General features: G+C 61.8%; 21 protein-coding genes. 16 read left to right on the plus strand and 5 right to left on the minus strand.

What is annotated here, in order from left to right; genetic code table 11:
• The first annotated feature begins 27 nt into the window (after nucleotides 1-27).
• From AC4DF4_RS00320 to AC4DF4_RS00345, 6 genes are all read left to right on the plus strand, one after another.
• Nucleotides 28-660 (plus strand): paraquat-inducible protein A, encoded by a 633-nt coding sequence (locus tag AC4DF4_RS00320; protein ID WP_490046108.1) that lies wholly within the window; start codon nucleotides 28-30, stop codon nucleotides 658-660.
• Nucleotides 661-800: 140 nt separating this feature from the next.
• Complete coding sequence (locus tag AC4DF4_RS00325) at nucleotides 801-1,307, plus strand: paraquat-inducible protein A (protein ID WP_490046109.1); 507 nt, start codon at nucleotides 801-803, stop codon at nucleotides 1,305-1,307.
• Nucleotides 1,304-2,941, plus strand: coding sequence for an intermembrane transport protein PqiB (pqiB, locus tag AC4DF4_RS00330; RefSeq protein ID WP_490046110.1), 1,638 nt, complete (start codon nucleotides 1,304-1,306; stop codon nucleotides 2,939-2,941). Before AC4DF4_RS00325 ends, pqiB begins: the two co-directional genes overlap by 4 nt.
• Nucleotides 2,942-2,955: 14 nt before the next feature.
• On the plus strand, nucleotides 2,956-3,510 hold the full coding sequence (locus AC4DF4_RS00335) for a PqiC family protein (RefSeq protein ID WP_490046111.1): 555 nt from the start codon (nucleotides 2,956-2,958) through the stop codon (nucleotides 3,508-3,510).
• 80 nt (nucleotides 3,511-3,590) lie between these two features.
• Complete coding sequence (locus AC4DF4_RS00340; protein WP_490046112.1) at nucleotides 3,591-5,003, plus strand: carbohydrate binding domain-containing protein; 1,413 nt, start codon at nucleotides 3,591-3,593, stop codon at nucleotides 5,001-5,003.
• A gap of 147 nt (nucleotides 5,004-5,150) precedes the next feature.
• Nucleotides 5,151-9,911 carry a ThuA domain-containing protein gene (locus tag AC4DF4_RS00345; protein WP_490046113.1) on the plus strand — a complete coding sequence of 1,587 codons (4,761 nt, stop codon included), beginning with the start codon at nucleotides 5,151-5,153 and terminating at the stop codon, nucleotides 9,909-9,911.
• Nucleotides 9,912-10,003: 92 nt separating this feature from the next.
• On the opposite strand, the gene AC4DF4_RS00350 is transcribed toward AC4DF4_RS00345, so the two are convergent.
• Together AC4DF4_RS00350 and AC4DF4_RS00355 are read right to left on the minus strand one after the other, a co-directional pair.
• Complete coding sequence (locus tag AC4DF4_RS00350) at nucleotides 10,004-10,618, minus strand: hypothetical protein (RefSeq protein WP_490046114.1); 615 nt, start codon at nucleotides 10,616-10,618, stop codon at nucleotides 10,004-10,006.
• A gap of 13 nt (nucleotides 10,619-10,631) precedes the next feature.
• Nucleotides 10,632-11,975 carry an LptF/LptG family permease gene (locus AC4DF4_RS00355; protein WP_490046115.1) on the minus strand — a complete coding sequence of 448 codons (1,344 nt, stop codon included), beginning with the start codon at nucleotides 11,973-11,975 and terminating at the stop codon, nucleotides 10,632-10,634.
• 154 nt (nucleotides 11,976-12,129) lie between these two features.
• On the opposite strand from AC4DF4_RS00355, the gene AC4DF4_RS00360 reads away from it, so the two are divergent.
• On the plus strand, nucleotides 12,130-14,130 hold the full coding sequence (locus tag AC4DF4_RS00360) for an ATP-dependent DNA helicase (RefSeq protein ID WP_490046116.1): 2,001 nt from the start codon (nucleotides 12,130-12,132) through the stop codon (nucleotides 14,128-14,130).
• Nucleotides 14,131-14,361: 231 nt separating this feature from the next.
• Here the strand turns inward: AC4DF4_RS00360 and AC4DF4_RS00365 are convergent, their stop codons facing one another.
• The gene (locus AC4DF4_RS00365; RefSeq protein WP_490046117.1) at nucleotides 14,362-14,967 is read right to left on the minus strand and encodes a Fic family protein; all 606 of its coding nucleotides are present in this window, start codon (nucleotides 14,965-14,967) and stop codon (nucleotides 14,362-14,364) included.
• 98 nt (nucleotides 14,968-15,065) lie between these two features.
• Nucleotides 15,066-16,241, minus strand: a complete 1,176-nt coding sequence (locus AC4DF4_RS00370) for a formylglycine-generating enzyme family protein (RefSeq protein ID WP_490046118.1) — start codon at nucleotides 16,239-16,241, stop codon at nucleotides 15,066-15,068.
• Nucleotides 16,242-16,770: 529 nt separating this feature from the next.
• Here AC4DF4_RS00370 and AC4DF4_RS00375 point away from each other — a divergent pair.
• The 7 genes from AC4DF4_RS00375 to AC4DF4_RS00405 all read left to right on the plus strand — a co-directional run bounded on the left by AC4DF4_RS00375 (nucleotide 16,771) and on the right by AC4DF4_RS00405 (nucleotide 22,857).
• The gene (locus tag AC4DF4_RS00375; RefSeq protein WP_490046119.1) at nucleotides 16,771-18,021 is read left to right on the plus strand and encodes a tyrosine-type recombinase/integrase; all 1,251 of its coding nucleotides are present in this window, start codon (nucleotides 16,771-16,773) and stop codon (nucleotides 18,019-18,021) included.
• Complete coding sequence (locus AC4DF4_RS00380) at nucleotides 18,018-18,938, plus strand: hypothetical protein (RefSeq protein WP_490046120.1); 921 nt, start codon at nucleotides 18,018-18,020, stop codon at nucleotides 18,936-18,938. The genes AC4DF4_RS00375 and AC4DF4_RS00380 overlap by 4 nt, the downstream gene beginning before the upstream one ends.
• A gap of 650 nt (nucleotides 18,939-19,588) precedes the next feature.
• Nucleotides 19,589-21,511 carry an AAA family ATPase gene (locus tag AC4DF4_RS00385; protein ID WP_490046121.1) on the plus strand — a complete coding sequence of 641 codons (1,923 nt, stop codon included), beginning with the start codon at nucleotides 19,589-19,591 and terminating at the stop codon, nucleotides 21,509-21,511.
• A gap of 41 nt (nucleotides 21,512-21,552) precedes the next feature.
• A complete protein-coding gene (locus tag AC4DF4_RS00390) occupies nucleotides 21,553-21,768 on the plus strand; it encodes a hypothetical protein (protein ID WP_490046122.1) in 216 nt (71 codons plus the stop codon).
• 21 nt (nucleotides 21,769-21,789) lie between these two features.
• On the plus strand, nucleotides 21,790-22,197 hold the full coding sequence (locus AC4DF4_RS00395; RefSeq protein WP_490046123.1) for a hypothetical protein: 408 nt from the start codon (nucleotides 21,790-21,792) through the stop codon (nucleotides 22,195-22,197).
• Complete coding sequence (locus AC4DF4_RS00400) at nucleotides 22,194-22,415, plus strand: hypothetical protein (protein ID WP_490046124.1); 222 nt, start codon at nucleotides 22,194-22,196, stop codon at nucleotides 22,413-22,415. Before AC4DF4_RS00395 ends, AC4DF4_RS00400 begins: the two co-directional genes overlap by 4 nt.
• Before the next feature lie 94 nt (nucleotides 22,416-22,509).
• The gene (locus AC4DF4_RS00405) at nucleotides 22,510-22,857 is read left to right on the plus strand and encodes a hypothetical protein (RefSeq protein ID WP_490046125.1); all 348 of its coding nucleotides are present in this window, start codon (nucleotides 22,510-22,512) and stop codon (nucleotides 22,855-22,857) included.
• Nucleotides 22,858-22,884: 27 nt separating this feature from the next.
• On the opposite strand, the gene AC4DF4_RS00410 is transcribed toward AC4DF4_RS00405, so the two are convergent.
• The gene (locus AC4DF4_RS00410) at nucleotides 22,885-23,250 is read right to left on the minus strand and encodes a hypothetical protein (RefSeq protein WP_490046126.1); all 366 of its coding nucleotides are present in this window, start codon (nucleotides 23,248-23,250) and stop codon (nucleotides 22,885-22,887) included.
• Between the two features lie 339 nt (nucleotides 23,251-23,589).
• Here AC4DF4_RS00410 and AC4DF4_RS00415 point away from each other — a divergent pair, with 339 nt between their 5' ends.
• Both AC4DF4_RS00415 and AC4DF4_RS00420 read left to right on the plus strand, forming a co-directional pair.
• Nucleotides 23,590-23,841, plus strand: coding sequence for a hypothetical protein (locus tag AC4DF4_RS00415; RefSeq protein WP_490046127.1), 252 nt, complete (start codon nucleotides 23,590-23,592; stop codon nucleotides 23,839-23,841).
• 282 nt (nucleotides 23,842-24,123) lie between these two features.
• Nucleotides 24,124-25,686 carry a type I restriction-modification system subunit M gene (locus AC4DF4_RS00420; RefSeq protein ID WP_490046128.1) on the plus strand — a complete coding sequence of 521 codons (1,563 nt, stop codon included), beginning with the start codon at nucleotides 24,124-24,126 and terminating at the stop codon, nucleotides 25,684-25,686.
• The last annotated feature ends 282 nt before the right edge of the window (nucleotides 25,687-25,968 follow it).

Here is a 25,968-nt window from a genome sequence, read left to right on the forward strand (position 1 = left end):
CGATCGTTTTCCAGAACCAAGCGGGCCATGCATCCCTGGCCGCAGCCGCCGGGCGGGCCGCATTATTCGGTGTGTCATTTTTGCGACACGCTGCACGAGGCCGCGCCGCTGGCGGAGGGGGTGGCCGCCCGTTGCCGCTGTTGCCGGGCGGTTCTCTATCAAAACCGCCCGGCCTCGCTGGCGCGGGTGACCGCGTTTTCCATCGCCGCGCTGGTTTTGATGTTCGTGGTGAACTGGTTTCCGTTTCTCACGATGGATGCGGCGGGCATCCGGACGACTTTGAACCTGGCATCCGGGGCGAGGGCGCTGATCGCGGAGGGCAGCCCCTTGCTGGGCGTGGCGCTGGCGCTTTTCACCATCGTCACTCCCTTGTCGCTGGCGGGAGGGCTGATTTATGTTTGCGCGCCGCTCATGTTCGGAAGGATCGCGCCGGGGGCGGTCCACGTCGCCAAGTGGCTGAACAGGGCCGAGCCATGGAACATGATCGAAGTGTTCCTATTGGGCGTGCTGGTCAGCCTGCTGAAGCTCAACAAGCTGGCGGACGTCCATTTCGGCCCGGGCTTCTGGGCCTTCGGCGCGGTGATGCTGTGCATGGCGGCGGCCATCGCCGGCATCGACCGGGATGAACTTTGGGATCGCTTGGAGGTGGCCAAACGATGAGCGGTTCATTGCCACGAGCAGCGGCGCGGGGATTGGCGGGGTGCCACACGTGCGGGAAAGTCTCTCCGGTCGGCCTCGGCCGCTGCCCCCGCTGCGGGTCGCCTTTGCACCTGCGGAAACCGGACAGCATCCGGCGGACGATGGCCTTCATGCTGGCCGCCGCGGCGCTCTATGTTCCGGCGAATTTCCTGCCGATGATGACGATGGTCGAGCTGGGCGAGGTGACCAGCAACACGATCGTCGGAGGGATCATTTACTTTTGGAAAGGCGGGGCTTACCCGATCGCGCTGGTTATTTTGACCGCATCCATCGTGATTCCGCTGCTCAAAATCATCGCCATCAGCTGGCTTTGCCTGGCGGCGACGGGCAAGCTGCACCCGTCGCCCGCGATGCTTGGGAAAATGTACTGGTTCACCGAGCTGCTTGGCCGCTGGTCGATGGTGGACATCTTCGTGGTGGGGATTTTGGTGGCGCTGGTGCAGCTCGGCAATTACATGACCGTCACGCCCGGCCCCGGCGCGCTTGCATTCGGCGGGGTGGTCGTGCTTACGATGGTCGCAGCGATGAGCTTCGATCCCCGACTCTTGTGGGACCAGCTTGAAATGCTCGAACTCGATTCTTCAACTTTTAAAAAAACAGACACTTGAGCGAAACGGAAACGACATCATCTCCCGCCGCCACACCGGAATTGCGGGCGGCGCAACGCTGGAACATCGTCTGGGTGGTTCCCATTCTGGCGCTCGTGATCGGCGGCTGGATGATTTACCGCAGCGTCAGCGCGCAGGGCCCGGTCGCATACGTCCGCTTCGACACCGCGGACGGAATCGGGGCGGAGAAAACGGAGGTTCGCTGCCGCTCGGTCCGGGTGGGATTCGTCAAGGAGGTCACTCTGGCGGAGGATTTGAAATCGGTCGTCGTGCGACTTGAACTCAATCCGGATTCCGGGCGCCTGTTGCGAGACGGGGCGAATTTCTGGGTCGTGCGGCCGCGGGTTTCCACCACCGATATCTCGGGCCTCGGGACCCTGATCACCGGCGCCTACATCGAGCTCGACCCCGGCCCGGCGGATGGCGAAGTGGTCCATCACTTCGAAGGCTTGGAGACGCCGCTGCCGACCAATCGCGACATCCCCGGCCGTCGCCTCGTCCTCACCGCCGAGCAGGCGGGCTCGCTCACCGCGGGATCCCCGATTTATTACCGCGGCTTTGAAGTCGGGCGGATTGAAAGCCGCAAGCTCGATCTCGAAGGCCAGCGAGTCACCTACGATGCCTTCGTCAGCGCGGAATACAGCTCCCTGGTGAAAGAAAACACCCGTTTCTGGAACACCAGCGGCATCGACATCAGCGCCGGGGCGGATGGTTTCAAAGTCCGGACCCCGTCGTTCCAAGCGATGGTCTCCGGCGGCGCGACCTTCGGCGTGCCCGAGGGCGTGGTGGCGGGGTCTCCTGCGGCGGATGGTGCGACGTTCACCCTGTTCTCCGACGAAGACGCGGCGGACAAATCCACCTTCAATCCCACCATGAAATTCGTCCTGCTCTTCGACCAATCCGTCCGCGGGCTGGTCAAGGCCGCTCCCGTGGAATTCCGCGGCATCCCCATCGGGCGCGTCGCGGACATTTCCTTCGATTATCTCAAGTCCGCCGAGGATTCGCGGATTCCGGTGCTGGTGGAAATCGATCCCTCCCTGTTGCGGCGCGAGGCGGCCGAGAAAATCAACAAGCCCGATGGCGAGTTCCTCCAGGACGCCGTCGCCCGAGGCCTGCGCGCCTCCTTGAAAACCGGCAGCCTGCTCACCGGCGCGCTTTACGTGGATCTCGACTACCACAAGGATTCGCTGCCCGCCGAGCTGACGAAAGTGGGCGATTACTCGTCGATTCCCACGGTTTCCTCGGGTCTTGCCCAGTTGGAAGCCAAGCTCACTGCCATCCTCGACAAGGTTCAGGCTCTACCACTTGAGGGAACCATGAAGAAAATCGACACATTGGCCGAGGAGGCGACCGCCACCATCGCCTCCGCCCGCAAGATGCTCGATTCCGAGGAGTTCGCCAGCCTTCCCGCGGACTTGAAAAACACGCTGGGCGCGCTTGAAAAGTCCGTTTCCAGCGTCGGCCCGGACGGCGCGATCCAAGGCGATTTGCTCCGCACTCTGGATGAACTCCGCGCGGCCTTGAGGTCCATGAAGTCCATGACCAACACCCTTGAGGAAAAGCCTAACTCGCTGATCTTCGGCAAGGATGGCTCGGGCAATCCCATCCCCAAAGCCCCGAAAGCCGGCCGCTAAATCATTTTCCCACCATGAATCGTTTTTTCATTCTCCTTGCCGTGCTGCTGCTCGCCGGTTGCGCCCAGTCCAACAAGAATTTCTACGTTCTCACCGCCAGCGGCCCCGCGCCCTCGGGCGGCGACCTCGGCATCGGCGTCGGGCCGATCACCCTCGCGGAATACATCGACCGCCCGAACCTGGTGGTCCAGCAAGGGCCGAACCAGCTCGCCGTCTCCGAGGACAACCGCTGGGCCGGCGATCTTTCCGCCTCCATCGCCCGCGTCACCGCCGCCAACCTCGGCCGCGAAATGAAAACCGGCAACGTCCGCACCTATCCATGGCCGCGCGACGAGGAGATCGACTATCAGGTCACTCTCGACGTCCGCCAGCTCCACAGCGAGGCGGACGGCTACGCGGTCATCGAGGCGGGTTGGCGCGCCTATTCCCTGCCGGACCGGAAGCTCAAAGCCTCCCGCACCTTCGTGGACCGCGAGCCGCTGGCCACCGACGGCTACGCCGCGATGGTCGCCGCCCAATCCCGCCTGCTTGCCCGCCTGGCGGAGAATATCGCCGCCGGCTTGCGTTAGTTTTCCCCGCGGACCCGGACAGTCTCGATTTTGGGCTTGAACGTCGCGGGAGCCCGGCCTAGTTTTCCGTCCCCCCCGAGATGTCCGTTCACGCTCACGCACGATGGCTTGCCGTCTTTTTGTTCCCCGCCTTTCTGTTCCCCGCCTCGCTGTTAGCGGCTCCGGTCGGAACGAATACCGGCTTTGAGAACGGCCTCACGGGCTGGACGTATTCCAATGTCGCGGTGGAAACCGGAGGTGCTTTCGAGGGCGACAAGCGACTGAATTTGAAAAACGGATTTATCTCCCAGACCTTCAGCGGGCTGGTGGCCGGGCAGCGTCACTCGGTCCGGCTCGCCTACATTTGGACGGGCGCGGACTATTTGCTCGGCCATGCGCGGGTGAAAATCGATGGTGTGACCATCGGCGAGATCCACAACGGGCAGACGATCGAATACCTGAGTTGCAATGGATTCGAGTTCATCGCGGCGGCCGCCACCGCGGTCTTGCGAATCGAGTCGCTGGAAACCGGGACTAACGGGCTGCGGATCGATGCGGTTAGAATCGAGGCCGGCGGATTGCCGCTGCCGCCGGAAACGGCTTGGGCGAATCTTCAGGTCATGACGGATGCGCGCGGCGGGCGGGCCTTGGTGAATGGCGGCTTCGAGACCGCGATCGGCAGTCCTACAAACGATCCGAACAACAGCGGCCCCGTTGGCAATGAGCACCTCTGCGGATTTTCCCTGCCGGGCTGGCTGGTCACCCGCGAGAACATCGATGTCATCAAGTTCAGCTCCGCGAAACCGCCGCAAGGAGCGAACGCTTTGGATACCGGTGGTCACGGTCCCGGGGGAATCGCCCAGACGATCACGGGGCTTTCTCCGGGCGCTGCCTACAAGGTTTCTTTTTGGCATGCCCGTCACATTTACTGGGGCACCGGCGACATGACCGGGGATTTCCTCGCTAACGGGCAGGTCGTCGCCTCGCTGGTGAGGACGATCAACCAGACATGGGATCAAGGCTACAGCTTGATGAGTATCCCGGTGATCGCGGGACAGGACGGCAGGCTGACGGTCGAGGTGCGCTCGACCACCTTGGATCAAGGCGGGAACATCATCTACGACGACTTCCGGATTTCGAAAGGCGGGGACCTCTTCGGCAAGTGGGCCGCGAAATTCGGAGTGGCTGCCTCGCAGTCGGCAAATGACGACGGCGACTCGTTCTCCAATGGAATGGAGTTCGCCCTCCGCCTCGACCCCACGGTCAGGAGTGACGGCCCCCGGATGGTTGTGGAAGGCCGGGTCCGGAGCCTGCGGGTGCCCGTGTCCGGCGAGGCTTTGGCGCAAGGGTTCCTGCTGCGGCTGGAGTGCTGCCGCGATCTTTCGGATTGGGCGTTTGCCGGAGCCACCCTGGAGTCCGACAGCAGCGCGCCGGGGATCGACGGCGAGCGGATCTATCGATTCCAGGCGGGCGAACGCCGGCTTTTCTGGCGGCACGCGCTGACGAGCCCCTGAAGTCTGGCCCTCACGCGATCGCGTAGCGCGGAACATCTTGCGTCACGATCGTGAAAATGTAGGATCCGCCGTGAAATGGTGTTGGGGTTGCCTCCACTCCTGACCGCCCCGGCACGGCAGATGCTGTTCCTGCAATCCCCCTGATTTATGAATCTTCCCAAGCGTATCGGTTTGTTGATTTGCGCCGTCCTCTTTCTATCAGAAGTTGGCGGCGCGGCCTTGACTAAGGTCCTCGTCATTGAGGGTGCCAGCAATCACGACTGGCAGCGCCGGATCGAGAATCTCCGGTCCGTTCTCTCCCGCGACGGCTCGTTCCAAATGGACGTCGCCCTCGTGCCGCAGGATGTCGCCAGCCCGGAGTGGGCGGTGTGGAACCCCAATTTTTCCAACTACGATGTCGTCCTCTCCGGCTACAGCAACGCCACCGGAGGCGCGTCCTGGCCACCCGCCGTCCAAACCGCCTTCGCGGCCTACGTCCAAACGGGCGGCGGTTTTCTCGCCTTCCATGAGGCGAACCAAGCGTTCACCAACTGGCAGGAATATCAGAAGATCGTCGGTCTCACCTGGCACGACGCCGATACCGGCACCGCCTTCACGGTGAATGCTGACGACTCGCTGCTAGTTCATCCTCCCGGCTCCGGCTCGTTCACCGGTCACGGCGCCCGCGCCAACGTGCTGGTCAAACGCCACGGCCTGCCCGCCGTCCATCCGATCCACGCAGGCCTGCCGAACTCGTGGTTCGCCGCCGATTTGGAGGTCGTGCGTTTCCCCCGTGGGATCGCTCCGGATCTAGCGGGAAAAGTGACGATCCTGTCGTACGCCACCGACCCTGATCCCGACCCCGATCCACCGGAAGGCCAGCCCGCGCTCCAGCATCCGGTCGAGTGGACGGTGGCTTACGGCACCGGCCGCGTTTACGCCTCGACCTACGGCCACATCTGGGAGGACCAAGAGGAACCCGAAGGGATGCGCTGCGCCGCGTTTCAGGAAACGCTGGTCCGCGCCCTGAAATGGTGCGCCCAAAAAGATCCCGGCACCGCCGTGCCCTCGGATTTCCCGAGCACGAGCGCGGTCTCGCTCCGCCCTTACACCGAGGGCGTCGCCGGCTTCGGTGGTGGCAAGCCCGTCGCGCCCTTTTCCAACGGAAAACTCCCCACGCTGTCCATCGTTCCCACCGAGGTCGATACCGTCGCCGCCTTCCCTAACCTTGGCTGGGAGTCGCCGATCGCCGCCCTGCCATGGCCCGGATCTGGCAGCGAAATGATGGTCGCTGAAATGGACGGCCGGATCTTCCGCCTCCCGGACAACGACGCCGCGACTCCGGCGCAACTCGCCACCGCCCTCGATATCCGTGACCGCGTCTGGTACATGAACTGGGATCAGGGAGCTCCGACCCACAAACACGGCGGCATCCTCGGCTGCGCCTTCCATCCGCAATTCGGGCAGCAGAGCGCCGGCAAGGATTTCCTCTACGTTTACTACCTCCATCATTCCACGGATAATCCGGATGCGGTCATTGACTCGAACAATCCCTATTACGCCCGCCTCTCGCGCTTCACCTGGGATCCCGAGACCTCGGCTTTCAACCCTGCCAGCGAGTCGATCATGATCCAGCAGTTCGACACCGTCAAAGGCCATGATGGCGGCGGACTGGTCTTCGGCGGCGACGGTTTCCTCTATCTGAGCCTCGGCGACGAGGGCACGGAAAGCGCGGATTCCAACCCTCACACCCAGAAAATCGACGACCGCGCGCGCTCCGGCGTCTGGCGCATGGACGTGGACATGCAAGGAGGCGCGGTCAGTCATCCGATCGCCAACCAGCCAGCGGAACCCGCCCTCGGTGGCGCTAACCATTCTTTCACCCAGGGCTACTACATCCCGAATGACAATCCCTGGGTCGGTGTCGCTGGAGCCCTTGAGGAATACTACGCCATCGGCCTGCGCGAGCCGCACCGGATGACCTATGATCCGGTCGGCAACCGCTTCTGGATCGGCGACGTGGGCGCGGCGAACTGGGAGGAAGTGGACGTGATGGACCAGCCGGGCCTCAATTTCCAGTGGAACTACAAGGAGGGCACCGCCGACGGTGTCCGCGTCAAACCCGCCCCCCTGATCGGCACCGAGCGCGGGCCGGTCTATCAATTCGACCACGCCCAGGGAAATTGCATCATCGGCGGCTACGTTTACCGCGGCACGGCGATTCCCGAACTCGCCGGGAAATACATTTTCGGCGATAACAGCACCCAGCTCTACTACGCGCTGGAATACGATCCAGATACTAACGCCACGCTCTCCGTGACGCAGATCGGCCAAGGCCGCGCGGGTACGATCTGGAACGGCATCAGTTCTTTCGGCGTCGATTCGAGCAACGAGCTGCTCCTCCTGCAAATGGGCGCGGGCACCGCGGGCGGCGGCAAAATCTCCCGCATCAAGCGCGCCGGCACCATCAGCGGCCAGACTTGGGAATATCCGCCGCTGCTCTCCCAAACCGGGGTTTTCTCCGACCTCGCCACGCTCACGCCCGCGCAAGGGATGGTTCCGTATGACGTCAACATGCCGCTCTGGTCCTCCGGACTATCGAAAAAACGCTGGGTGATGATTCCCAACGACGGAGTCCCGAACTCGCCTGCGGAGCAAATCACCTACAGCGACAATCAAGCCTGGCAGTTCCCGGTGGGCACCGTCTTCGTCAAGCACTTCGCCCGCCCGGACAATGACGCGCCCCTTGAGACACGCCTCTTCGTCCACGGCAACGACGGCTGGGGCGGCGTGACCTACAAATGGCGCGCCGGCGGCACCGAGGCGGACCTGGTCGAGGACGGCCTCGTCGAGCCGCTCACGCTCGACGGACAAACCTTCGACTACCTCTATCCGTCGCGCAACCAGTGCATGCAGTGCCACCTGCCGGGCAGCGGCCCTGTCCTCGGATTCCGCACCCGCCAGTTGAACCGCAGCATGGCCTATCCCGGCGGCGTCACCGCCAACCAGATCGAATCCTTCAGCGCCGCCGGCTTCATCCCGAGAAACCTCAAGGCTGCGGATCTCGCCACCGTGATGACCTCCGGCGACATCCGCGACCCGAATCTATCAGACGAGAAATACGTCCGCTCCTACCTCGACAGCAACTGCTCGCACTGCCACCAGCCGGAAGGCAGTTCCCGCGCGTTCTTCGACGCCCGGTTCACCACGCCGCTCACCAACCAGTCGCTCGTCTGCGGCCCCTTGATCGACGGCCTCGGCCTGCCCGCGCCCGCGGTGATCAAGCCCGGCAGCCTGGACAACTCCGTGCTCTTCCAGCGCATCAGCGCGCACAACTCGCCCATCGTGATGCCGCCGATCGCCCGCGGTCCGGTCGATCACGCCGCCGTCGCGCGGGTGGCTAACTGGATTCTCTCGATGAACGCCGACTCGTGCACCAAGTCGCAGAGCTTCTTCGGCGGCGGTGCCCTCGGCATCACCGGCGCACCCGGGGAAGCCACCGGCGGCGACGTTTGGAAATCCAACATGGTCATCCAGAAAAACGCCACTTACACCAATACCGGATCCAGTCCCGTCACCCTGCGGCTCGACCGCTTTTCCTTCCACGCGCAGCTCGTCGGCGATCCGCTCACGCCCTTCATCGTGCGGGTGAACGCCCCGGACGACTTCACCGTCCTCGTCATCGGCAGCACCCGCAGCGGCTATTCCTCCGGCGCGAACGACCTCGCCTTCAGCGACGCCCCGCTCAGCATCACCCTGCAACCGGGCGAATCGATCGCCCCCGGCTTCCTCGACTCCAATCCTAACGGCACAGGCGGCGCGGGCGCGGAAGTTATCTCCTGGACTGACGGCGGCGCCTCCGTCTGGCATGGCGGCGGCCCCTTGGACGGCGATGCCGGCTCGCTCACCCTCGGCAGCGCCCCGGTCCCGGGAACCAACCTCATCGCCGACCAGGCCCGCGGCTATCAATTCGCCGTCACTTACAACCTCTCCTCGCTCCAGTTGGGCAACAGTCTCGACCTGCCGGGCTACCGACTCGTCGATGGAGCCAACTCGAATTTCGTGGTCAATCAAACCGAGTCGTTCACCAATCGAACCGCCGGAAATCTCACGGTCAGCGTCGACCGTTTCCGCTTCCACGCCTCGCAAGTCACCGATCCAGTGACCCCCTTCGTGGTGCGGATCAACGGTCCCGGCGACTTCACCGTGCTGGCCATCGGCGACGCCCGGCCGGTTTACTCTGTTGGAAACAATGACGTGCCGTTCTCCGGCGCGCCCGCCACCATCGTCATTGCTCCCGGCGAAACGATCGCGCCGGGCTTCGTGGACAATTTGCCCGACGGCAGCCCCGGGACCCAGGCCGGGGCGGTTAGTTTCATCGATGGAGGAGATTCCATTTTCTACCGCTACGACACCGAGGACCGGGGAGCCATCCTCGAACTCGGCCAGCCGCCGGTGGTGCCCTTCCGCTATCCGTTGGGGAGCGTCTTCCAGCGCGACTACCTGTTTGCCATCACCCTCGGCTTCGGTGGCAAGGAGGACGAGGACGGAGACGGCCTCAAGGACTCATGGGAACTCGCCTTCGCTCCGGGCCTCAACCCGCTCTCAGCCACTCGCGACAGCGACGGCGACGGGACAAGCGACCTCGCGGAATACCAGGCCGGCACCAGTCCCACCGACCGGACCAGCGTGATGAAAACGCTCAATCTCGCTCCCGCGCCCGCTGGCGCTTCCGCCCTCATCCAGACCGTCCCCGGCCGCGACTATCAAGTCCGCGTGTCGGGCGATCTTGGCAGCTGGACGGATGTCGGGATCTTCAAAGCCGCCGACTGGCCCGCCACCGAGACCTCCATCCTCATTCCCGCGGCGAACCTGCCAGCCGGGGCCGGCCAGCGGCTCTTCATCCAGATCGGGCCGTCTTCCCCGTAGCGGCGATCACCGGTCGCCGCGTCAGCCATCTTCACCCCCCTCGGCATTGGATTTGAGCCCTCCCGGCTGAGACAGCCGGGACGACACGTTTGTTAGGTATCCGTCTCTCCGGTTTCGTTCGAAACCTCATCGGCAGCTGGATCGGGAATCTCGTCCGGTGATGTCACCGGGGTTGGTTCCGGAACGGGTGTGCGGCCGTTGTTTTCCAGCAGGATGAAGACCTCGTTCTGCACGGCTTCCACCTGGCTGAGCGGGATGTCCGGGTCCTTGACGATGAAGACCTCGCCGGTTTTGCGGTGTTCGTAAACGCGCAGGATGCCGGACGGGGTGCGCTGGCTGTCGGTCTCGCGCAGGAGTTTCTGGCGCTCCAGCATCACGGCGAGGATGAAGCGGGCGTTCTCGGTGTGGTCCTCGTCCTCTTCCACCAGCCGCTGGAGGATTTCCTCGGCGCTGAGCTTTTCCGCGGCGATGGCGGCGTCGTTGTTCTGGATGGCGGTGTAGGTGGTGCGCCAGAAGGAGAAGGGCTGGCCGCCGGTTTCCTGATAGGTCGCCCAGCCTTCCACGCAGTAGTCGCGGCGGAGGTAGCCGCTGGATTCGGGATCGGGGAAAAGGGCGGTGACGATGGTTTCGCCATCGACGAAGGGGCGTTGGGCGGCGGCGCATTCGCGGCTGCGGGAGCGGACATGCCAGGGTTCTGCAATTGCCATGGGAGCGGTGGGTTCAGTCGTTGCCGGGCATGAGCCGGCGCAGAATCAGGTAGATCGGTTGGCCGGAGATCCGGCGGTGGAAGAGATAGAGTCCGAGCAGGGAGAAGACGATGTTGGGAAGCCACGCGGCGTGCGCCGGGCGGAGCGTGCCGGATTCGCCAAGCGCCAGCGAGATGCTGGAGAACAGCATCATCAGCGCGGAGAGGACCACGGCGAGGAAGATCCCGCCGCCCGGACCGCGGCGGGAAAAGTGGATGCCCAGCGGCGTGGCCAGCAGCACCGTGACCAGGCAGGCGAAGGGCAGCGCCCAGCGGTAGTGCCAGTGCGTCAGGTAGGGCGACGGGTCGGCGAACTGGCCGTTTTGTGACCAGGCTTTGAGCCAGCTGCTGAGGTCGGGGATGCCGAGCAGGTCGGCGCTGAGGCCGGGCTTGATCAGCTGCCACGGGGTCTCGCTCCACGTGTCGATGGTGACAGGCGCGGCATGGTTTTCGAAAACCGGCGCTTGGTGGGGCGGGTAATTCCCGCTGACGGCCTCCTCGAAGGTCCAGCGGCGGCTGGGGCGGTCCCAGAAGGCGCGCTTGGCGCAGAGGCGGCTTTCCAGCGTCTTGTCCTCGCGGGTGGTGGTGACCTCGACGTCCTGCAGCGCCTCGCCCTTTTGGTAATCCTGCGGGAACGCGCGGATCATCCACAGCCGGCGGCTGGCGGCGTTCCGATAGAGCACGTGGGTCGCCTCGGTGGCCTGTTTGCCGCTGGCTTCGGCCAGGATGTTATCGACGTTGCCCTCGGCGGCGGGCGCCCAGTGGTAATTGAGCCCGAGACCTAGCAGGCTGAACAGCACACCGGCGGTGATCAGTGGCAAGGTGATCCGGCTAATGCTTCGGCCGGCCTGGATCATGGCGATGATTTCGCGGCTGGCGGAAAGTTTTCCCAGCGCGTAGAGCAGCGCGAGCAGCAGGCTGTAGGGTAGCAGCAGGAGCAGGACGGCCGGCGAGCGGGCGGCGTAGAATTTGACGATCGTCGCCACGACGTCCTTCGATTCGCGGAAATCGCCGATCTTGTCGGCCATGTCCATCAGCAGCCAGATCATCAGCAGCGCGCCGAGGCAGACGGCGAAAATCCCGGCGAACTGGCGGGTGATGTAACGGTCCAAGGTGCCGCCGAGGGCGTAGATGAACGCGGCGAGCGCGGGTAGAAAGCAGAGGCCCGCCAGGATAAGGGGCCGCGCCTGATGGGCTTGGGAATCGGAGTCCGGGAAGCCGACGAGTTGATCTCTGACAGCGGCCGTTTCTCCGGGGAGGAGCATGGCGCAGACCGCGGCACCCGCGGCGGCGAGCGCGAGGGGGAGCAGGAAGCGCATGAGATGGTTGCGGAAAAAATTCATGGACCGGCCGCGGGCGGGAGACAGTGGAGGCGGCAGGGGAGAACTGTCGAGCGCGTTATGGCGGCGCGGCGCGAAGTTGCGGCTTGGCAGAACGCCCGATGCGCGATGCGATGGCCGGGCGATGATTTCCATGACCGAAGGCCAGCCGATCCCCGGATTCAGCGATGCGGTGCGGGAGGCTTTTTCACGGAAAGGCCTGCTGGCGAAATCCCGCGATTTCGAATACCGGCCGCAGCAGCAGGAGCTGGCGGTCGCCGTGGCGGAAGCGCTCATCGGCGCGAATCCGCTGGTCGCCGAGGCCGGCACCGGGGTGGGGAAATCGCTGGCGTATCTGCTGCCGGCCGCGCGGTTCGCGCTGGAAACGGGGCGCAAGGGCGTCATTTCCACGCACACCATCAACTTGCAGGAGCAGCTGGTGCGGAAGGATATCCCGATCGTCCGGAAAATCCTCGGCGAGGAGCTGCCGGCGGTGCTCTTGAAGGGGCGGCAGAATTATCTCTGCCCGCTGCGGCTGCGGCGCGCCTTCGAGCAATCCGCCGACCTCTTCACCAACACCGAGAACGACGAGCTCGAAGCGATCGCCAAGTGGGCGGAAAAAACCCGCGACGGCACGCTCAGCGATCTCGATTTCCAGCCGCAGATGAAGGTCTGGCTGCAAGTGTGCAGCGAGGCGCACCTGTGCACCGCGCGCCATTGCGGACCGCGCGGCAACTGCTTTTTCCAGGAAGCGCGCAAGGCGGCGGCGGACGCGAAATTGATCGTGGTGAACCACACCTTGTTCTTCGCGCTGCTCAATACCGACGACGAACCGACGGAGGAGGATGACGGGAAAAAAACCGGCGGATTCCTGTTTCCCAACGATTTTGCGATCCTCGACGAGGCCCACACCATCGAGCAGGTGGCGGCGATCCAGCTCGGGCTGCGGGTGTCGCAGTCCGGACTGCGCTTCGACCTGCAACGGCTCTATCATCCGAAGACCCGCAAGGGCTTGCTCAAAGCGTTCCGCCGGGCCTCGGCGCTGACGGCGGTGGAGTCGGCCCTCATCGCCGCGGACCGGTTTTTCCATCAGGTGGGGGACGTGGCGAAGTTCGGAAACTTCTCGAAGGAATGCCGCGTCCGCGAGACGGAGATAGTGCCTAACACGATGGCCGAGCCGCTGCGGAATTTGTGGCTGGAAATCGACAACCTCGCCGCGGACGTGGAGTCGGAATCGACGCGCGCCGAGTTGCAGGACGCGTCGCGGCGGCTGCGCGAGGCGCACGGCTCGATCGGGGTTTTCCTGGATCAGGCGACGGACGACAGCGTCTACTGGGTGGAGAAAAGCGGCCGCGACGAACAGCAGTTCAGCCTCCACGCCGCGCCGGTGAACGTGTCCGACAAGCTCCGGCCGCTGTTGTTTTCCGCCAAGAAAAGCCTGGTGCTCACCAGCGCGACGCTCGGGGTTGGCGACCCGAAACTCGGCTACTTCCGCGGCCGCGTGGGCGCGGAAAACGCCCGCGCGCTTTGCATCGGCAGCCCCTTCGACTATCAGCGGCAGATGAAGATCCGGATTTACAAATCCGTGCCCGACCCGGGCACGCCGCGCTACGACGAGCTGCTGGCGGAGGGCATCCGCCAGTCCGTGCTGGAGAGCGACGGACGGGCCTTCGTGTTGTTCACCAGCTACCGGACGATGCGCGACGCGGCGCAGCGGCTGGAGCACTTTTTCCGGACGCAAGGCTGGCGGGTTTTCATGCAGGGCGACGGTATGCCGCGCCACAAGATGATCGAGGAATTCCGCAACGACGTGCACAGCGTTTTGTTCGGGACGGATAGTTTCTGGACCGGCGTGGACGTGCCGGGCGAGGCGCTTTCCAACGTGATCGTGACGCGTCTGCCCTTCGCCGTGCCGGACCATCCGCTCACGGCGTCGCGGCTGGAAGCGATCGAGGCGGCGGGCGGAAATCCGTTCATGGACTACTCGGTGCCGGAGGCGATTTTGAAGATGCGCCAGGGCGTCGGCCGCTTGATCCGCACCGAGCGCGACAAAGGGCTGGTCTGCATCTTGGACAACCGCATCCTCACCAAACGCTACGGCAAGGCGTTTCTCAAGGCGCTGCCGGACGCGCCGGTGGAAATCATCGAATCCTGAGCGGGGCGGAGACACAAAAGAGGCCACACTCGCGTGCGGCCTCCAAAGCTTTGTCATGAATGCGGGGACCTCTCCCCTCAAGTGAAACCGGGGACCTCTCCCCTCGACGGAGCAAAACATGGTCGATTCCCCGCCGCTTGTCATGTCACTAAAAAATGGGACACGCCCGCCGCTCACGGAATGTGTCAGGAGTGCTGCAAGCCGCATTTCCCACGCCCTGAGAGGTGGGGCTTAGCGCCCGAGAAGATCGAGCAGGCGGTGGTTGACGAAAAGAAGCTCGGTGCCGACTTTCATGGGCGTGACGTAGCCGATTTCAGCAAGTTCGTGAAGGTAGCGTGAGGCGGTGGCGCGCTTGGCGATGCCGGCTTCTTCGACGAAGCGGATTTTCACGTAGGGACGCTGGAAGAGGAGTTCGATGAGTTCCTTGGAGAAGGTGCGGCCGGAAAGTTTCTCTTTTCCTTCCGCGATCATGGCGTCGAGTAGGACTTGGATGTCTTGGATGCGTTGGGAGGTTTCCTCGGCGGTCTGGCGGACGGCTTCCAGCAGGTAAAGGAGCCAGGGCTGCCAGGATTGCTGCTCGGTGACTTCCCGCAGGAGGCGGTAGTATTCGCCTTTGCGGCTGATGAGGTAGCGGCTGAGGAAGAGCACGGGCTGGTCGAGCAAGCCGGCAAAGCGGAGGAAAAGGATGAGGAGAATGCGCCCGGTGCGGCCGTTGCCATCGTAAAACGGGTGGATGGCCTCGAACTGGTAGTGGAGCACGGCCATCTTGACGAGGGGATCGAGATCGTCGTCCGGGTCGTTGCAGAACGCTTCGAGGTTGGCGAGTTTTTCTTCCATTCAAAATCCATGATTTAAAATCCAAAATCACTCCTCCGCTCCACTTCGTTGCCTACGTTCGTCCCTCACTTGGCTACTCCGTTCCGCTCCTGCTGCTTTTAGGGGACTGAACTGCGGGCCACCCGGAACCCGAGGTTGATGTTCGAGCCGGACGGGTTGCCGCCGTAGTCGCGGTACGCGACGCGGCAGCCGAACGCGCTGAAGTCCCAACCGCCCCCCCGGCTCACCCGGTAAGCGCCCGAACTAACACCTCGCGGATCGGTCGGTGTGCCCGTGGCATACGTCCCATACCAATCCCAGCACCACTGCCAGACGTTCCCCGCCATGTCATTGAGCCCGTAGCCATTCGCCGCAAAGCTGCCCACCGGTGACGTGTAGGGAGTCGATCCGGTGGCGTAGGTCGGGTGGTAGTTGTTCACCGCTCCGCTCAGGTCGTAGGGCCAGCTGGGAAACGGACGATAATTCGCCTGGCTGTGGCTGATCTCATCGCCCCATGGGAAACGCTTGCCGCTCAAGCCGCCGCGTGCCGCTTTTTCCCACTCCGCCTCAGTCGGCAGGCGATAGCCATTAGCCGCCCAGTTCACCACCGGTTCCGTGGTGCCGGTCTTCATCACCGCGCCACCCACCGTGTAAACGGGGGTCAGCCCTTCCTGCTGGCTGCGGGCGTTGCAATATTTCACCCCATCCCACCACGAGACCGTCTGCACCACCGGATGGTTGCTCGCCTTGCCCGCGCCTGCCGCCATATCGCTGTAGCCATTGCTGATGGCCCAGGTCCGCACGGTATCCCACTCGGCCTTGGTCACCAGATTCTGCGCCATGTAGAAGGCACTCACATTCACCGTGTGGGTAGGTGCCTCGGTGTCACCATCCACATCGCCCATGGTGAAAACCCCTGCCGGGATCAGCGAGAAGCCAGCTGGAGGCGGCGGCGGCACATCACTCACCGTGATGCGGAACTTCGTCTGGGTGGACACCTGTTGGTTCCAGTCCGCGCCTGCATCCCAGGTGATGCGCAGGTTGCTGCCCGGCGTGACGTTGCTGCCCACGGCTCCGGTAAGCGAGGTGACCGGCAGCGTCCAAGTGACGCCACCATCAGCGGAGCCTTGGAGCGAGACACTCACCGGCGAGCTGGTGCCGGTGACATCGTAATCAATATCCACCAGCTTGGAATCCGCGCGCTGGACGGGCCGGATATTTCCGGCAGCAAGCTGGGCGGACGCCATTGAAGCCAAGAACAACGCGATAGCGCAGGGAATGAGGAACGTTTTCATGGGGAGGATCTGGCCGAGAATTGGGCCAAGCGGTTTACCGGGCTATCTGACTGCCACCACGCTGGCGATTAGATGACTCAACGACAAGGTAAAGCTCGGAAAAAAGACGCCCCCACCGCGCATATCCAAGGAAAGACCGCGCCCCGGCCGCCAGAAGCCGATGGGGCGGGGCCCAGGACTCGTTGCCGGCATGTGGAACCCTAAGATGTCCTTCCCTCCATCGCACAAGGCCCGGGCGCGACGGTGATGCAACGAGATGGCCTAAATTGACTTTCCGGTTACTTTCCGTTTCCGGGTGCGTTTTCGTGCGCTTTTCAGCGTTTCAGCTCGTTTTGCTAACGATTCTTTTCCATCTGTAATCCACTTATTTTCAGCGATTTAGGATGGAGGCGGAGGAGGGAATCGAACCCTCGAATGACGGTTTTGCAAACCATTGAAGCCACCGCAGAATAAGGGTTAAAAATTCACATCCCGATTACATCCCGAATTGCACCTTGACGCACGGGGGCGCAAATGCGAGAAAACGGGCATGAAAAAGCCAATCCCGAGAGAGCGAACTGATAGTAAAACGGGCAAGAAATTCTGGCGCATTCGATGGAACGACGCGAGCGGGAAGGAATACGAAAAGGTATTTGGAACTCCCGAGGAAGCTGAAGAGCACGCGACTGTGGTTCATAAAGAGCGTTCCAAGCACGGGCGGGCGGCGGCGGTGAACACCGATGAAATCTCAGCGTTGGCCGTCTGGCGTGAGTTTGTGGGGAGCCAGCACACCGCAGGCCGTGACGCTCCATCGTTGAGGGATGTCCTCAAGACCGCCATCGAGCGATTGAGAGACGGGGCGAAGACTCCCGCGCTTGAGTCGTTCCGCAAGCAGTTTGAGGATGCGAAGGAGCGTGAATCGGTTTCGGCGAGCCACCTTGCAGCCCTCAAGAATCGACTGAAACGCTTCGTATCCTATTTCGACAAGGACGAACCCGCCGGATCGGTGACAACCGAGGCGATCGAAAAAGCGATGGCTTCGATGCGGGCAGGTGGACTTTCCCCACAAACGGTGAAGGGAATCCGCACTGCTGCCCATGGGCTGTTCCAGTGGGGGGTGGATCGCGGCCTCGTCACTCAGAACCCCGTCACTCGCGCCAAGGCTCCAAAAGTCACCCAAGGCGAAGTGGGGGTCATCACAGCAAGCCAACTCAAGGGGCTGCTTCGCACCGCGTTGAAGATCGAACCCCGTGCTGTTCCTGCGCTGGCCTTGTGGGCGTTTTGCGGGGTGAGGCGGGCGGAGCTGACCCGGTTGCGCTTCGAGGATCTTGATCGCAAACGGAAGGAACTTCGGATTTCCGCCAAGGTCGCGAAAACGGGAGTCGCCCGTTTTGTGCCGATTCCCGCCCCATTGCTGGTTTGGTTGGAATCATCCGAGATCGCAGGCGTGGCACCGCTTGGCAAACTCGTCCCCGGTGATAGCGAGGCGAAGTCCGAGGGCCAACTGAACCGTTGGCTGCGCGAAATCCGACCTGAGGCGGGACTGACCGAATGGCCGAGCAACGCATTGCGCCATTCCTTCGCTTCACACGCTGCCGCCATGCATGATGACTTCTCAAAGGTCGCCGCGTGGTTGGGCCATGCTCGTGATCCACGACTCCTTGTCACCCGTTACCGCCACGCCGTCGCCAAGGACGCGGGCGAGGCGTGGTTCAACGTCCTTCCCGTGGATAAACCGAAAGCCAAAAAGGCCAGTAAGAAGACCTCTACACCTAAGCCCCGCGCCAAGAAACCCGCATGAAATCTTCGTCCCCAAAATACCAAACCTACGAAGTGGGCAGCCCACTGCCATTCACCATTTACTGCGCTGGGGAAGGGCAAGAAGGAGGCGGGTATCTGGTATTCGAGGAGTCTCATGTTCGTGTCGTCTTGAGGCCGGAATCGGGCTGGAAAACAGCGACTAAAGCCAAGCGTAAGGATGCAAACAAGCTGAGGGATTCCGGCGGAAATTGGTCCATTTGGTTCCTGCTTGCACGGGCGTTCGCGTTGAGTCGTGAATCACTGGAGGAAGCCATAAGGGGGATTGGGCCAGCTGACACGATGAAGCAGGCGGCAAATCAGTTGAGAAGTGCAGGGAAGGCGGCGGCGTTTGCCTCGGATGCAAGGCAACACGCAATACTTGAAGCATTGAAGGCTGGTTACGATATTCCACTTGAAGCGGCATCTACCGAGATCAATTTTACTGAATGGTTCGAGGCCATGTTGGCCGGAAGGCTTGCCGCAAATGATTCCAATTTTGTAGATGCCGTTAATGGCTTCATCAGGGCCACAAACGGACTACAAAAGGGCTATCCGTCTGACGTAATCAAGTTCAGGAGAGTCTTGGCTGAACATGCATGGACTGAGGGATGCCCACCCACGAAGGGTCAAGTGCGGGAGGCACTTGGCGTCGAGTTAGCCAAGTCTTTTGGCAACGCTGAAAAACTTAAACAAAGCCACAGCAAGGGAGATGAGAAGTTCGTTCAAAGGGACTCCTCTTCTGATTTAATCGAGCCGAACACATTTACCCGCCTATTGAAAAGAACCGGATTCAGTTGGTTGCCGAACGGGAAACCCGGACCCGAGCGACAAACGAAAACTGGCAAGGGGAGGGGCATTGAAAATTTCGAGCGGTCTCCACTAAGACAAAACTTAGGGAGCGCATCGTATTCGACGTAATACTCTGAACTGGGTGAGATCAACTACCCAGCGTTTTGCGGCGCAGTCCGATGCATGGCACTTACCCATGACCCACTGACGGGCCAGACCAAACCGCTTCTCAAGCGGAAAGGACTGGCGGAAACACTGGATTGCAGCCTTCGCACCATCGACAACTTGCAGGCATCAGGAATGCCCTGTGTGTTCATCGGCAGATCCCGCCGCTTCATCGCGGATGAGGTGATTGCTTGGCTCAAGAGAAAGGGATCACGCTAATGAGCAACGACCCCTACGCCGACGACATCCTCACCCGCCTCCACGCCCGCGTGGAGGAGGTTTGCAAATACCTCCTGCCGGGAGGAAAGCAAAAAGGAACCGGGTATTTCGCCGGGGATACATCCGGCAAGTCTGGCACCTCTCTGGAAGTGGAGTTGCAAGGGACGAAGGTCGGACTCTTCCATGACCGGGCGGCGAGCGAAAGCGGAAGCCTGCTGAAACTCTGGATGATGAATCGCGGGATCCGCTTCCCTGAAGCACTCGACGAGGCGGCAGACTTTCTTGGAATCCCTCGCCGAGAGCGGACGAAACCCTCCACCCCGTCCAAGCGCCTCAACCCATCGGGTTTTGAATACAGCGAGCCGACCGAGACGCACCTCACGAAACCGGAGGCGATGCCCGAGAATGATCCGATGCCGCCGGAAACCGCGCCCAAGATCGACTGGGATTCCTGCCTCATGGATTTCACCGAGTCCAAGGCGGACGAGGTTTGCGCGGCCCGTGGCTACTCGCCCCATTTCGTCGCTTGGCTTCACGAGCAAGAGATGATCGGCACCTACAAGGGATGCGTCGCCTTCCCTGTCCTTGACGACAAGGGTGAGGTTGTCCGCATCCACTACAAGGGCAAGGACCATTGGCAGTATCACCCGAAGGGCGGCGAGACCGCCCCGCTGATCGTCGGCGCACCCATCGCGCACGCGGCGGAGGTTCTCGCCTTCGAGTCCCAGTGGGATGCCTTCGCCATGCTCGACAAGCTCGGAGCGCACCTCGCGGAGAACGCCAACAAGTATTGCGCCTATATCACCCGAGGAGCATCGACCAACACGAACATTTCCAAGCTCGCTGTCCCGAAGATCGTCGCCTGCCCGCAGAACGACCCGCCCGAGAAAGCCAACAAGACCACCGGGCGCACCCCGGCGGAGGAGTGGCTATTCCGCATCCAAGGTTCCAAGCACAAGTCCACGGCGTTCTCCGTCTTCGATACCCCCGCCCCACACAAGGATGCGAACGACTGGATACGCGCCGACAAGCCGACATCAGAGCACGTGACGCGACTGGTAGCCGGAGCAGAGAATCCACTCCTGCGGGGACTGAAGACCACCGAGCAAATTCGCAACACAGACACACGGGACGACCTTGACTCACTGATCGGCCACAAACGGCGATTTCTTGGCAAGGGCGGATCCATGGTCATCGTCGGTCCGTCCGGCATCGGGAAATCCACCCTGATGTCAGGACTTACGATTCACGCCGCCGCAGGAATCGCGTGGAATGGGATTAGCTTCCGTCGCCCGCTCAAAGTCCTCGTCATACAGGCTGAAAACGACGATGGCGACCTCAAGGAGATGATCGACGGTGCAATTTCCGCTGTCGGCTTCGACGAGGAGACGGCTGATCGCGCAGGGAAGAACATCCTTTGGAAACGGGTAACCTCGATCACTGGTCTAGCATTTTGCGAGTCGTTGGAAACGCTGATATGCGCGACGGGTGCGGATCTTGTCATGGTTGACCCTCTGCTGTCATACATCGGTGACGATATATCGCAGCAAAAAGTTGCCAGCACTTTCTTCCGAAATTGGCTTCAGCCGGTGCTTGATCGAACGGGCGCGATTTGCGTGTTGGTGCATCATACGGGAAAAACACCGTCGGACTCCAAGTCCCGTCAGAATTGGTCTGAGAGTGATTTCGCTTATCTCGGAATCGGGAGTAGCGAGGTGACCAACTGGCCCCGTGCGGTGGCCGTGCTCGTTCCTTCAGGAGTGGACACTGGGAGATACAGGTTCCTCATCGCCAAACGTGGATCACGCGCCGGGATGGTGAATCAGTTTACCGGAGAGAAAACCATATCAATCCTGCTCAAGCATAGCGAGCGCGGCCTTGGGTGGGTTCAGTGCGAGGCACCGAATGAATCCGAGGCAGTTGCTCGCGGCGGTGGACGGAAAGAAAAGGTTTCGCCGGAGGCTGTGATGAAGTCGCTTGGGCCTGCCACTCATTCAAAACGCAAGGACTGCCTCGTTGCTGACCTCATGCTTCAGTGCCGGGCAAGCGAGAGGTCTGTTCGCGAAAAGGTCGATGCTCTCATTCTCGTAGGGCGCATCCATATTGCCGAAACCACCCCTCGCAAGGGCGGCGGGCATCCGCATGATTGGCTGCGAGCTGGCCCTCCTTCAAGCCCTCCTTCAATCGGAAACAATCAACCGGAAACTTCCGATTGCACCAATCCCCGCCAATCGCCCGCGACCAAAACGATTGGCGGGGAAACTCTCCCTTTAGGGGGAGTTCCCTCCCCGCAAGTCGCTTTTCCAACAACAACATGAAGAAAAACCGTTTCTGCCAATCGCCACCCCAACAACCACCCATGAACTATCTCCAACGCCTAGCAACCGCCGCCCAGCAGCTCGGACTGAAACCCGGCTCCGTCTCAACCGTCCACATCCAACATGACGTCGGATGCCCGATGCTCGCCGGGAAAAAGACCTGCCGCTGCCAGCCCGACATCACCATCGAAACCCCCGGTGCTAAAATCAATGTCATGCCAGATGGGGCCATTATCCAACCCGCCGAACTCAACTGAAATCACACCGCCAACCGAACCATGACAACCGAACCGAAAGAATCCATCACCATGACCCCGAGCACCCCAACAAAAAAACAAATCACAGCCGCCCGCCGGAAACTCAAGCAGGTTCACAAGTTGCTTGGCGAAATCTGCGAACTCACAGGCCGGAACAGAATCGCAGTCAGCCACGAAATCACCCGCGCCGAGCACCGCCCCCCAGCACCGCCTTCGTCCGACACCTCCATGACTCCCGCCGAGTTTCGCGAACTTGGTCTAGGCCTATTCGATAGGTTGCTCATTGCGAGTTGCTTCCCTCTCGACTGGTGGATAGGCCACGGCGAGGACCTGACCTACGCTACGATAGGCAGCGGCGACAACGAGGTGTTCATCTCCCCGCCGCGTCTCCTATCAACAATGCTGAAACCTGAGATCCAAAAATCATGACGCCCAAGTCCCCTCCAATTCAAACCGTCACGAAGCTGGCCCCACAAGATCCGACCGGATCATTCGTCGGGTTCAATCTGCCGCACTCCGGAGAATACGTCGCTGCGCTCCGCCGTGCGTTTCCACCGGAAGTCATTGCCGCCCACGTCGCCCGCCTGCCCGCCGCCGCACGCGCCAGACTCGAACGTCAGTTTCCCTCAATCAGCCAACCGCACTGAAAACTGCCATCATCCTTGCCGTTCAAGTCGTTCTCGCCGCAGCGGTGGCATTGCTGATTTGCATGGGTGTTCGACTCATAACCTTCTTGCCCCTATGAACGCAAAAATCATCCCACCCGCCCAAGCACTCGCAATCGCATTGGCAAATGAGATTCCTGAAGCAAGGATCGCCCAAGTTCTTTCTGATGCGATGTCGGCAGATATTGTGAATCGTGATGGATCTCGATCTGCCGACCATCGGACTCGTCTTTCCGCCATTGAAACCGCACTGGCCTACCGCTTTGGTCTTCCTGTTCGCAGAGAGGAGTCCGTCGTCGTCAACCTTGACGTGGAGCAATCTGACAAATTGGAAGAGCGTCTCGCGAAATCGCCAGCACTGAGAAGGTCTCTGTCTGCCCTACTCGCCAAGGTCGATGGAGAATCGCCCGTAATTGATGCGTGATGTGCCAATCAGCCCCCCGGGCGGCGTTCAGCCCTCCTCCTGCGCCATCCGCATCGCTTCGGCGAGAATAACGGCCCCTGCTTCCGCCAGATCTATTTGCGCCATCGACATCAGGTATTCCTCCGGGTCCTCCATTGCCTCCGCCATTGTTGGTATTAGATCCGCCTCCAGCTCACCCGGAACCCCGTCAGGAAGTCCATCATTTCCTTCTGCATTGCTTCCGCCCGCGTTGGGAGTTTCGGATGCGGGGCGTTTCCGGGTGACTCGGAACACCGCTGCGAGATTTTCGCCCTCGTCGGAATCCGTTGCGAACGCCGCCAAGACCCGCAGCGTGACCGCTGGTGGCGCGAGGCGCGAGACGAGGATAGACGCAGGGCATCCCGTGGCCGACATCGAGGAACGTCTGGCGAAATCCCCGGCGTTGCGCCGCTCTCTCGTGGCGACTCTTGCGAAAGTGGAGCGAGATGGAGCAATCGAGGCCTGACGCGCCTGCCGTGGAACTCCACGGCAGACACCGCCGGGTTTTTGGAAAAACAGAACGAGTGTTTGAGCTCATGGATTTCCCGTGCCGATTGGGCGTTTTCCGGATCTTGATGTTCTGTCAGTTAGAAAATGAGTTGATTAAAATAACGGAACGCAATATATGCCGGAGTCACCCACAGGCATTTCCAACATTATGAGAATCGAAAACACACCCAGCCGCCGTTTCCGGCCTCACGCCTCCCCACAACCATGATCACTCTCACCCCTGAACAAATGACCAACCAGCTCGATGCCTCCCGCACCGAGCTGGTCAACCGGCTCATCCTTGAAAAGGGCGCGTCAATCACGCTGCTCTCACCATCGCAGGCGGCGGGGATCCTCGACATCCGGCCAAACACCCTGAGCAAGCTCCCGATCCCGCGCATCGTCCTCGACACGAAGCTGATCAAATACCGCCTTTCCGACATCTCCGCGTTCATCGAGTCGCGGATCGAGAGGTAAGCGTTTCTCTCCGCCGTCCGGGTGAGGCCCCGGATGATCCCCCGTCCGCCCAACGCCGTCCGTTTCACGCGGGGTTTCAAAGCCCCGGTCTGGATCTCTCCGGACGGTCCGAGTGAAAAGATAGGGGGCTGATCTAGCAAGGACGAAACCCGCTGAAGCCGGAAATCTTCTGTTTCCTAACTTGGCAAGCCCGCCGGGATTGAATACACCGCAATCAGCCGGGGGGGGGGCGTGGGGCGGAAATTTACCGGTCCCGGCCCGTCCGTCATCACCTTTCACCTCATGCCCGCCAAACGAAAAGCCGCCGCTCCCGCACCTGCCAAAACTCTCGAAGCCCAGCTCTGGGCCGCCGCCGACAAGATGCGCGGTGCCGTGCCGCCGACCGACTACATGCACGTCTGCCTTGGCATGGTGTTCCTGCGCTACCTGTCCGCCGCGTTCGAGCGCAAGCACGCGGAGCTGCTGGAGACGCCTCATGCGGATGCGGAGGATCACGAGGAGTATCAGGCGGACAATGTCTTCTGGGTGCCGCAGGAGGCACGCTGGGCCACGCTCCAGGGGTATGCCCGCTCCGCTGATGTCGGGAAACGGCTGGATGACGCGATGCGGGCCATCGAGCGGGAAAACGACGAACTCAAGGGCGTGCTGCCCAAGATCTTCGGCAAGGCGGACTTCAGCCCGCAGATGCTGGGGGGGATCATCGACCATTTCACCAACCTGAACCTCAGCGGATCGCCGGAGGACTTCGACCTGCTGGGGCGGGTCTATGAGTTCTTCCTCGGCGAGTTCTCAGCGATGCAGGGCAAGGCGGGCGGCGAGCAATACACGCCGCGCTGCATGGTCACGCTGATGGTGGAGATGATCGAGCCGTTCCGGGGGCGCATCTACGATTGCTGCCACGGCACGGGCGGGTTCTACATCCAGTCGAACCGCTTCGTTCTCGCCCATGCCGGGCGCTTGGATGATGTCTCGGTGTATGGTCAGGAGCGGAACCCGGAGACCTACCGCCTCGCCCGCATGAACCTCGCCATCCGGGGCATCACCGGAGATCTCCGCTGGAACAACGAGGGCACCCTGCTCAAGGACGCCTTCCCGGACATGCGCTTCGATTTCAACCTCGCAAATCCACCCTTCAACATCAAGGAGTGGGGTGGCGAGTTCCTGCGGGATGATGCCCGGTGGAAATTCGGCGTGCCGCCCCTCGGAAACGCCAACTACGCATGGCTCCAGCACATTTACCACCACCTCGCGCCCACCGGTTACGGGGCGGTGATCCTCGCCAATGGCTCGATGAGTTCCAACAGCGGCGGCGAGGGCGAGATCCGCAAGGCGATGGTCGAGGGCGACGCCGTGGACTGCATGGTGGCCCTGCCGAACCAACTCTTCTTCGGCACCCAGATCCCGGTTTGCATCTGGATCATGGCAAAGGACAAAAAGGGCGGGAAACACGGCGACCGGAAATTGCGCGACCGTCGCGGCGAGGTGTTGTTTCTCGATGCCCGGAAGCTCGGCTACATGGTCAACCGCACCAACAAGAATCTCTCACCCGAGGACATCGCCAAGCTGACCGACACCTACCACGCGTGGCGCGAGGGCAGGGGCTACGAGGATGTTTCCGGCTTCTGCAAATCCGCCAGCATCGAGGAAATCCGCGCCCACGGTCATGTGCTCACTCCCGGTCGCTATGTCGGCGCGGAGGATGTGGAGGAGGACGACGAAGCGTTCGAGGAGAAGATGCCGCGCCTTGTCACGGCCCTGCGCGAGCGGTTCGCCAAGCGGGCGGTGCTGGAGAAAACCGTGCTGAGCAATCTAGCGAAAATGGAGGACAACAATAGCAATCGATGACACCGAAACAACGACAACAAAGGGCGTTTCACGAACCGCTCCGACCAAAGGACACCCAGACTGAAACTGAAGGGTGTCGCCACACGAACCCCGACATTTGTGCCAATAACCGCACGCCGAGAGTTTGTGCCTTTGTTCGAGAGGATGGAATGTGCCGGGGAAATTTTTCTTTCCGTTAAATTGTTAAAATCTCAGCGGGCTGGCTGATGGACATTTGATACGAGAACTTGATCTCCCCAGCAAGCTCGGATTGCTCTTTCGCGCTGGGACGGGCCGGTGGAG

The organism is Luteolibacter sp. (assembly GCF_058122085.1).

What these genes read in the sequence shown, in the direction of transcription:
- AC4DF4_RS00400 (WP_490046124.1), top strand. Translation starts at nt 22,194, where the DNA reads ATGACGCCCAAGTCCCCTCCAATTCAAACCGTCACGAAGCTGGCCCCA.
- AC4DF4_RS00355 (WP_490046115.1), bottom strand. Translation starts at nt 11,975, where the DNA reads ATGCGCTTCCTGCTCCCCCTCGCGCTCGCCGCCGCGGGTGCCGCGGTC.
- AC4DF4_RS00385 (WP_490046121.1), top strand. Translation starts at nt 19,589, where the DNA reads ATGCCCGAGAATGATCCGATGCCGCCGGAAACCGCGCCCAAGATCGAC.
- AC4DF4_RS00420 (WP_490046128.1), top strand. Translation starts at nt 24,124, where the DNA reads ATGCCCGCCAAACGAAAAGCCGCCGCTCCCGCACCTGCCAAAACTCTC.
- AC4DF4_RS00340 (WP_490046112.1), top strand. Translation starts at nt 3,591, where the DNA reads ATGTCCGTTCACGCTCACGCACGATGGCTTGCCGTCTTTTTGTTCCCC.
- AC4DF4_RS00345 (WP_490046113.1), top strand. Translation starts at nt 5,151, where the DNA reads ATGAATCTTCCCAAGCGTATCGGTTTGTTGATTTGCGCCGTCCTCTTT.
- AC4DF4_RS00390 (WP_490046122.1), top strand. Translation starts at nt 21,553, where the DNA reads ATGAACTATCTCCAACGCCTAGCAACCGCCGCCCAGCAGCTCGGACTG.
- AC4DF4_RS00350 (WP_490046114.1), bottom strand. Translation starts at nt 10,618, where the DNA reads ATGGCAATTGCAGAACCCTGGCATGTCCGCTCCCGCAGCCGCGAATGC.
- AC4DF4_RS00395 (WP_490046123.1), top strand. Translation starts at nt 21,790, where the DNA reads ATGACAACCGAACCGAAAGAATCCATCACCATGACCCCGAGCACCCCA.
- AC4DF4_RS00375 (WP_490046119.1), top strand. Translation starts at nt 16,771, where the DNA reads ATGAAAAAGCCAATCCCGAGAGAGCGAACTGATAGTAAAACGGGCAAG.
- AC4DF4_RS00380 (WP_490046120.1), top strand. Translation starts at nt 18,018, where the DNA reads ATGAAATCTTCGTCCCCAAAATACCAAACCTACGAAGTGGGCAGCCCA.
- AC4DF4_RS00325 (WP_490046109.1), top strand. Translation starts at nt 801, where the DNA reads ATGGCCTTCATGCTGGCCGCCGCGGCGCTCTATGTTCCGGCGAATTTC.
- AC4DF4_RS00405 (WP_490046125.1), top strand. Translation starts at nt 22,510, where the DNA reads ATGAACGCAAAAATCATCCCACCCGCCCAAGCACTCGCAATCGCATTG.
- AC4DF4_RS00335 (WP_490046111.1), top strand. Translation starts at nt 2,956, where the DNA reads ATGAATCGTTTTTTCATTCTCCTTGCCGTGCTGCTGCTCGCCGGTTGC.
- AC4DF4_RS00320 (WP_490046108.1), top strand. Translation starts at nt 28, where the DNA reads ATGCATCCCTGGCCGCAGCCGCCGGGCGGGCCGCATTATTCGGTGTGT.
- AC4DF4_RS00410 (WP_490046126.1), bottom strand. Translation starts at nt 23,250, where the DNA reads ATGTCGGCCACGGGATGCCCTGCGTCTATCCTCGTCTCGCGCCTCGCG.
- AC4DF4_RS00360 (WP_490046116.1), top strand. Translation starts at nt 12,130, where the DNA reads ATGACCGAAGGCCAGCCGATCCCCGGATTCAGCGATGCGGTGCGGGAG.
- AC4DF4_RS00365 (WP_490046117.1), bottom strand. Translation starts at nt 14,967, where the DNA reads ATGGAAGAAAAACTCGCCAACCTCGAAGCGTTCTGCAACGACCCGGAC.
- AC4DF4_RS00415 (WP_490046127.1), top strand. Translation starts at nt 23,590, where the DNA reads ATGATCACTCTCACCCCTGAACAAATGACCAACCAGCTCGATGCCTCC.
- AC4DF4_RS00370 (WP_490046118.1), bottom strand. Translation starts at nt 16,241, where the DNA reads ATGAAAACGTTCCTCATTCCCTGCGCTATCGCGTTGTTCTTGGCTTCA.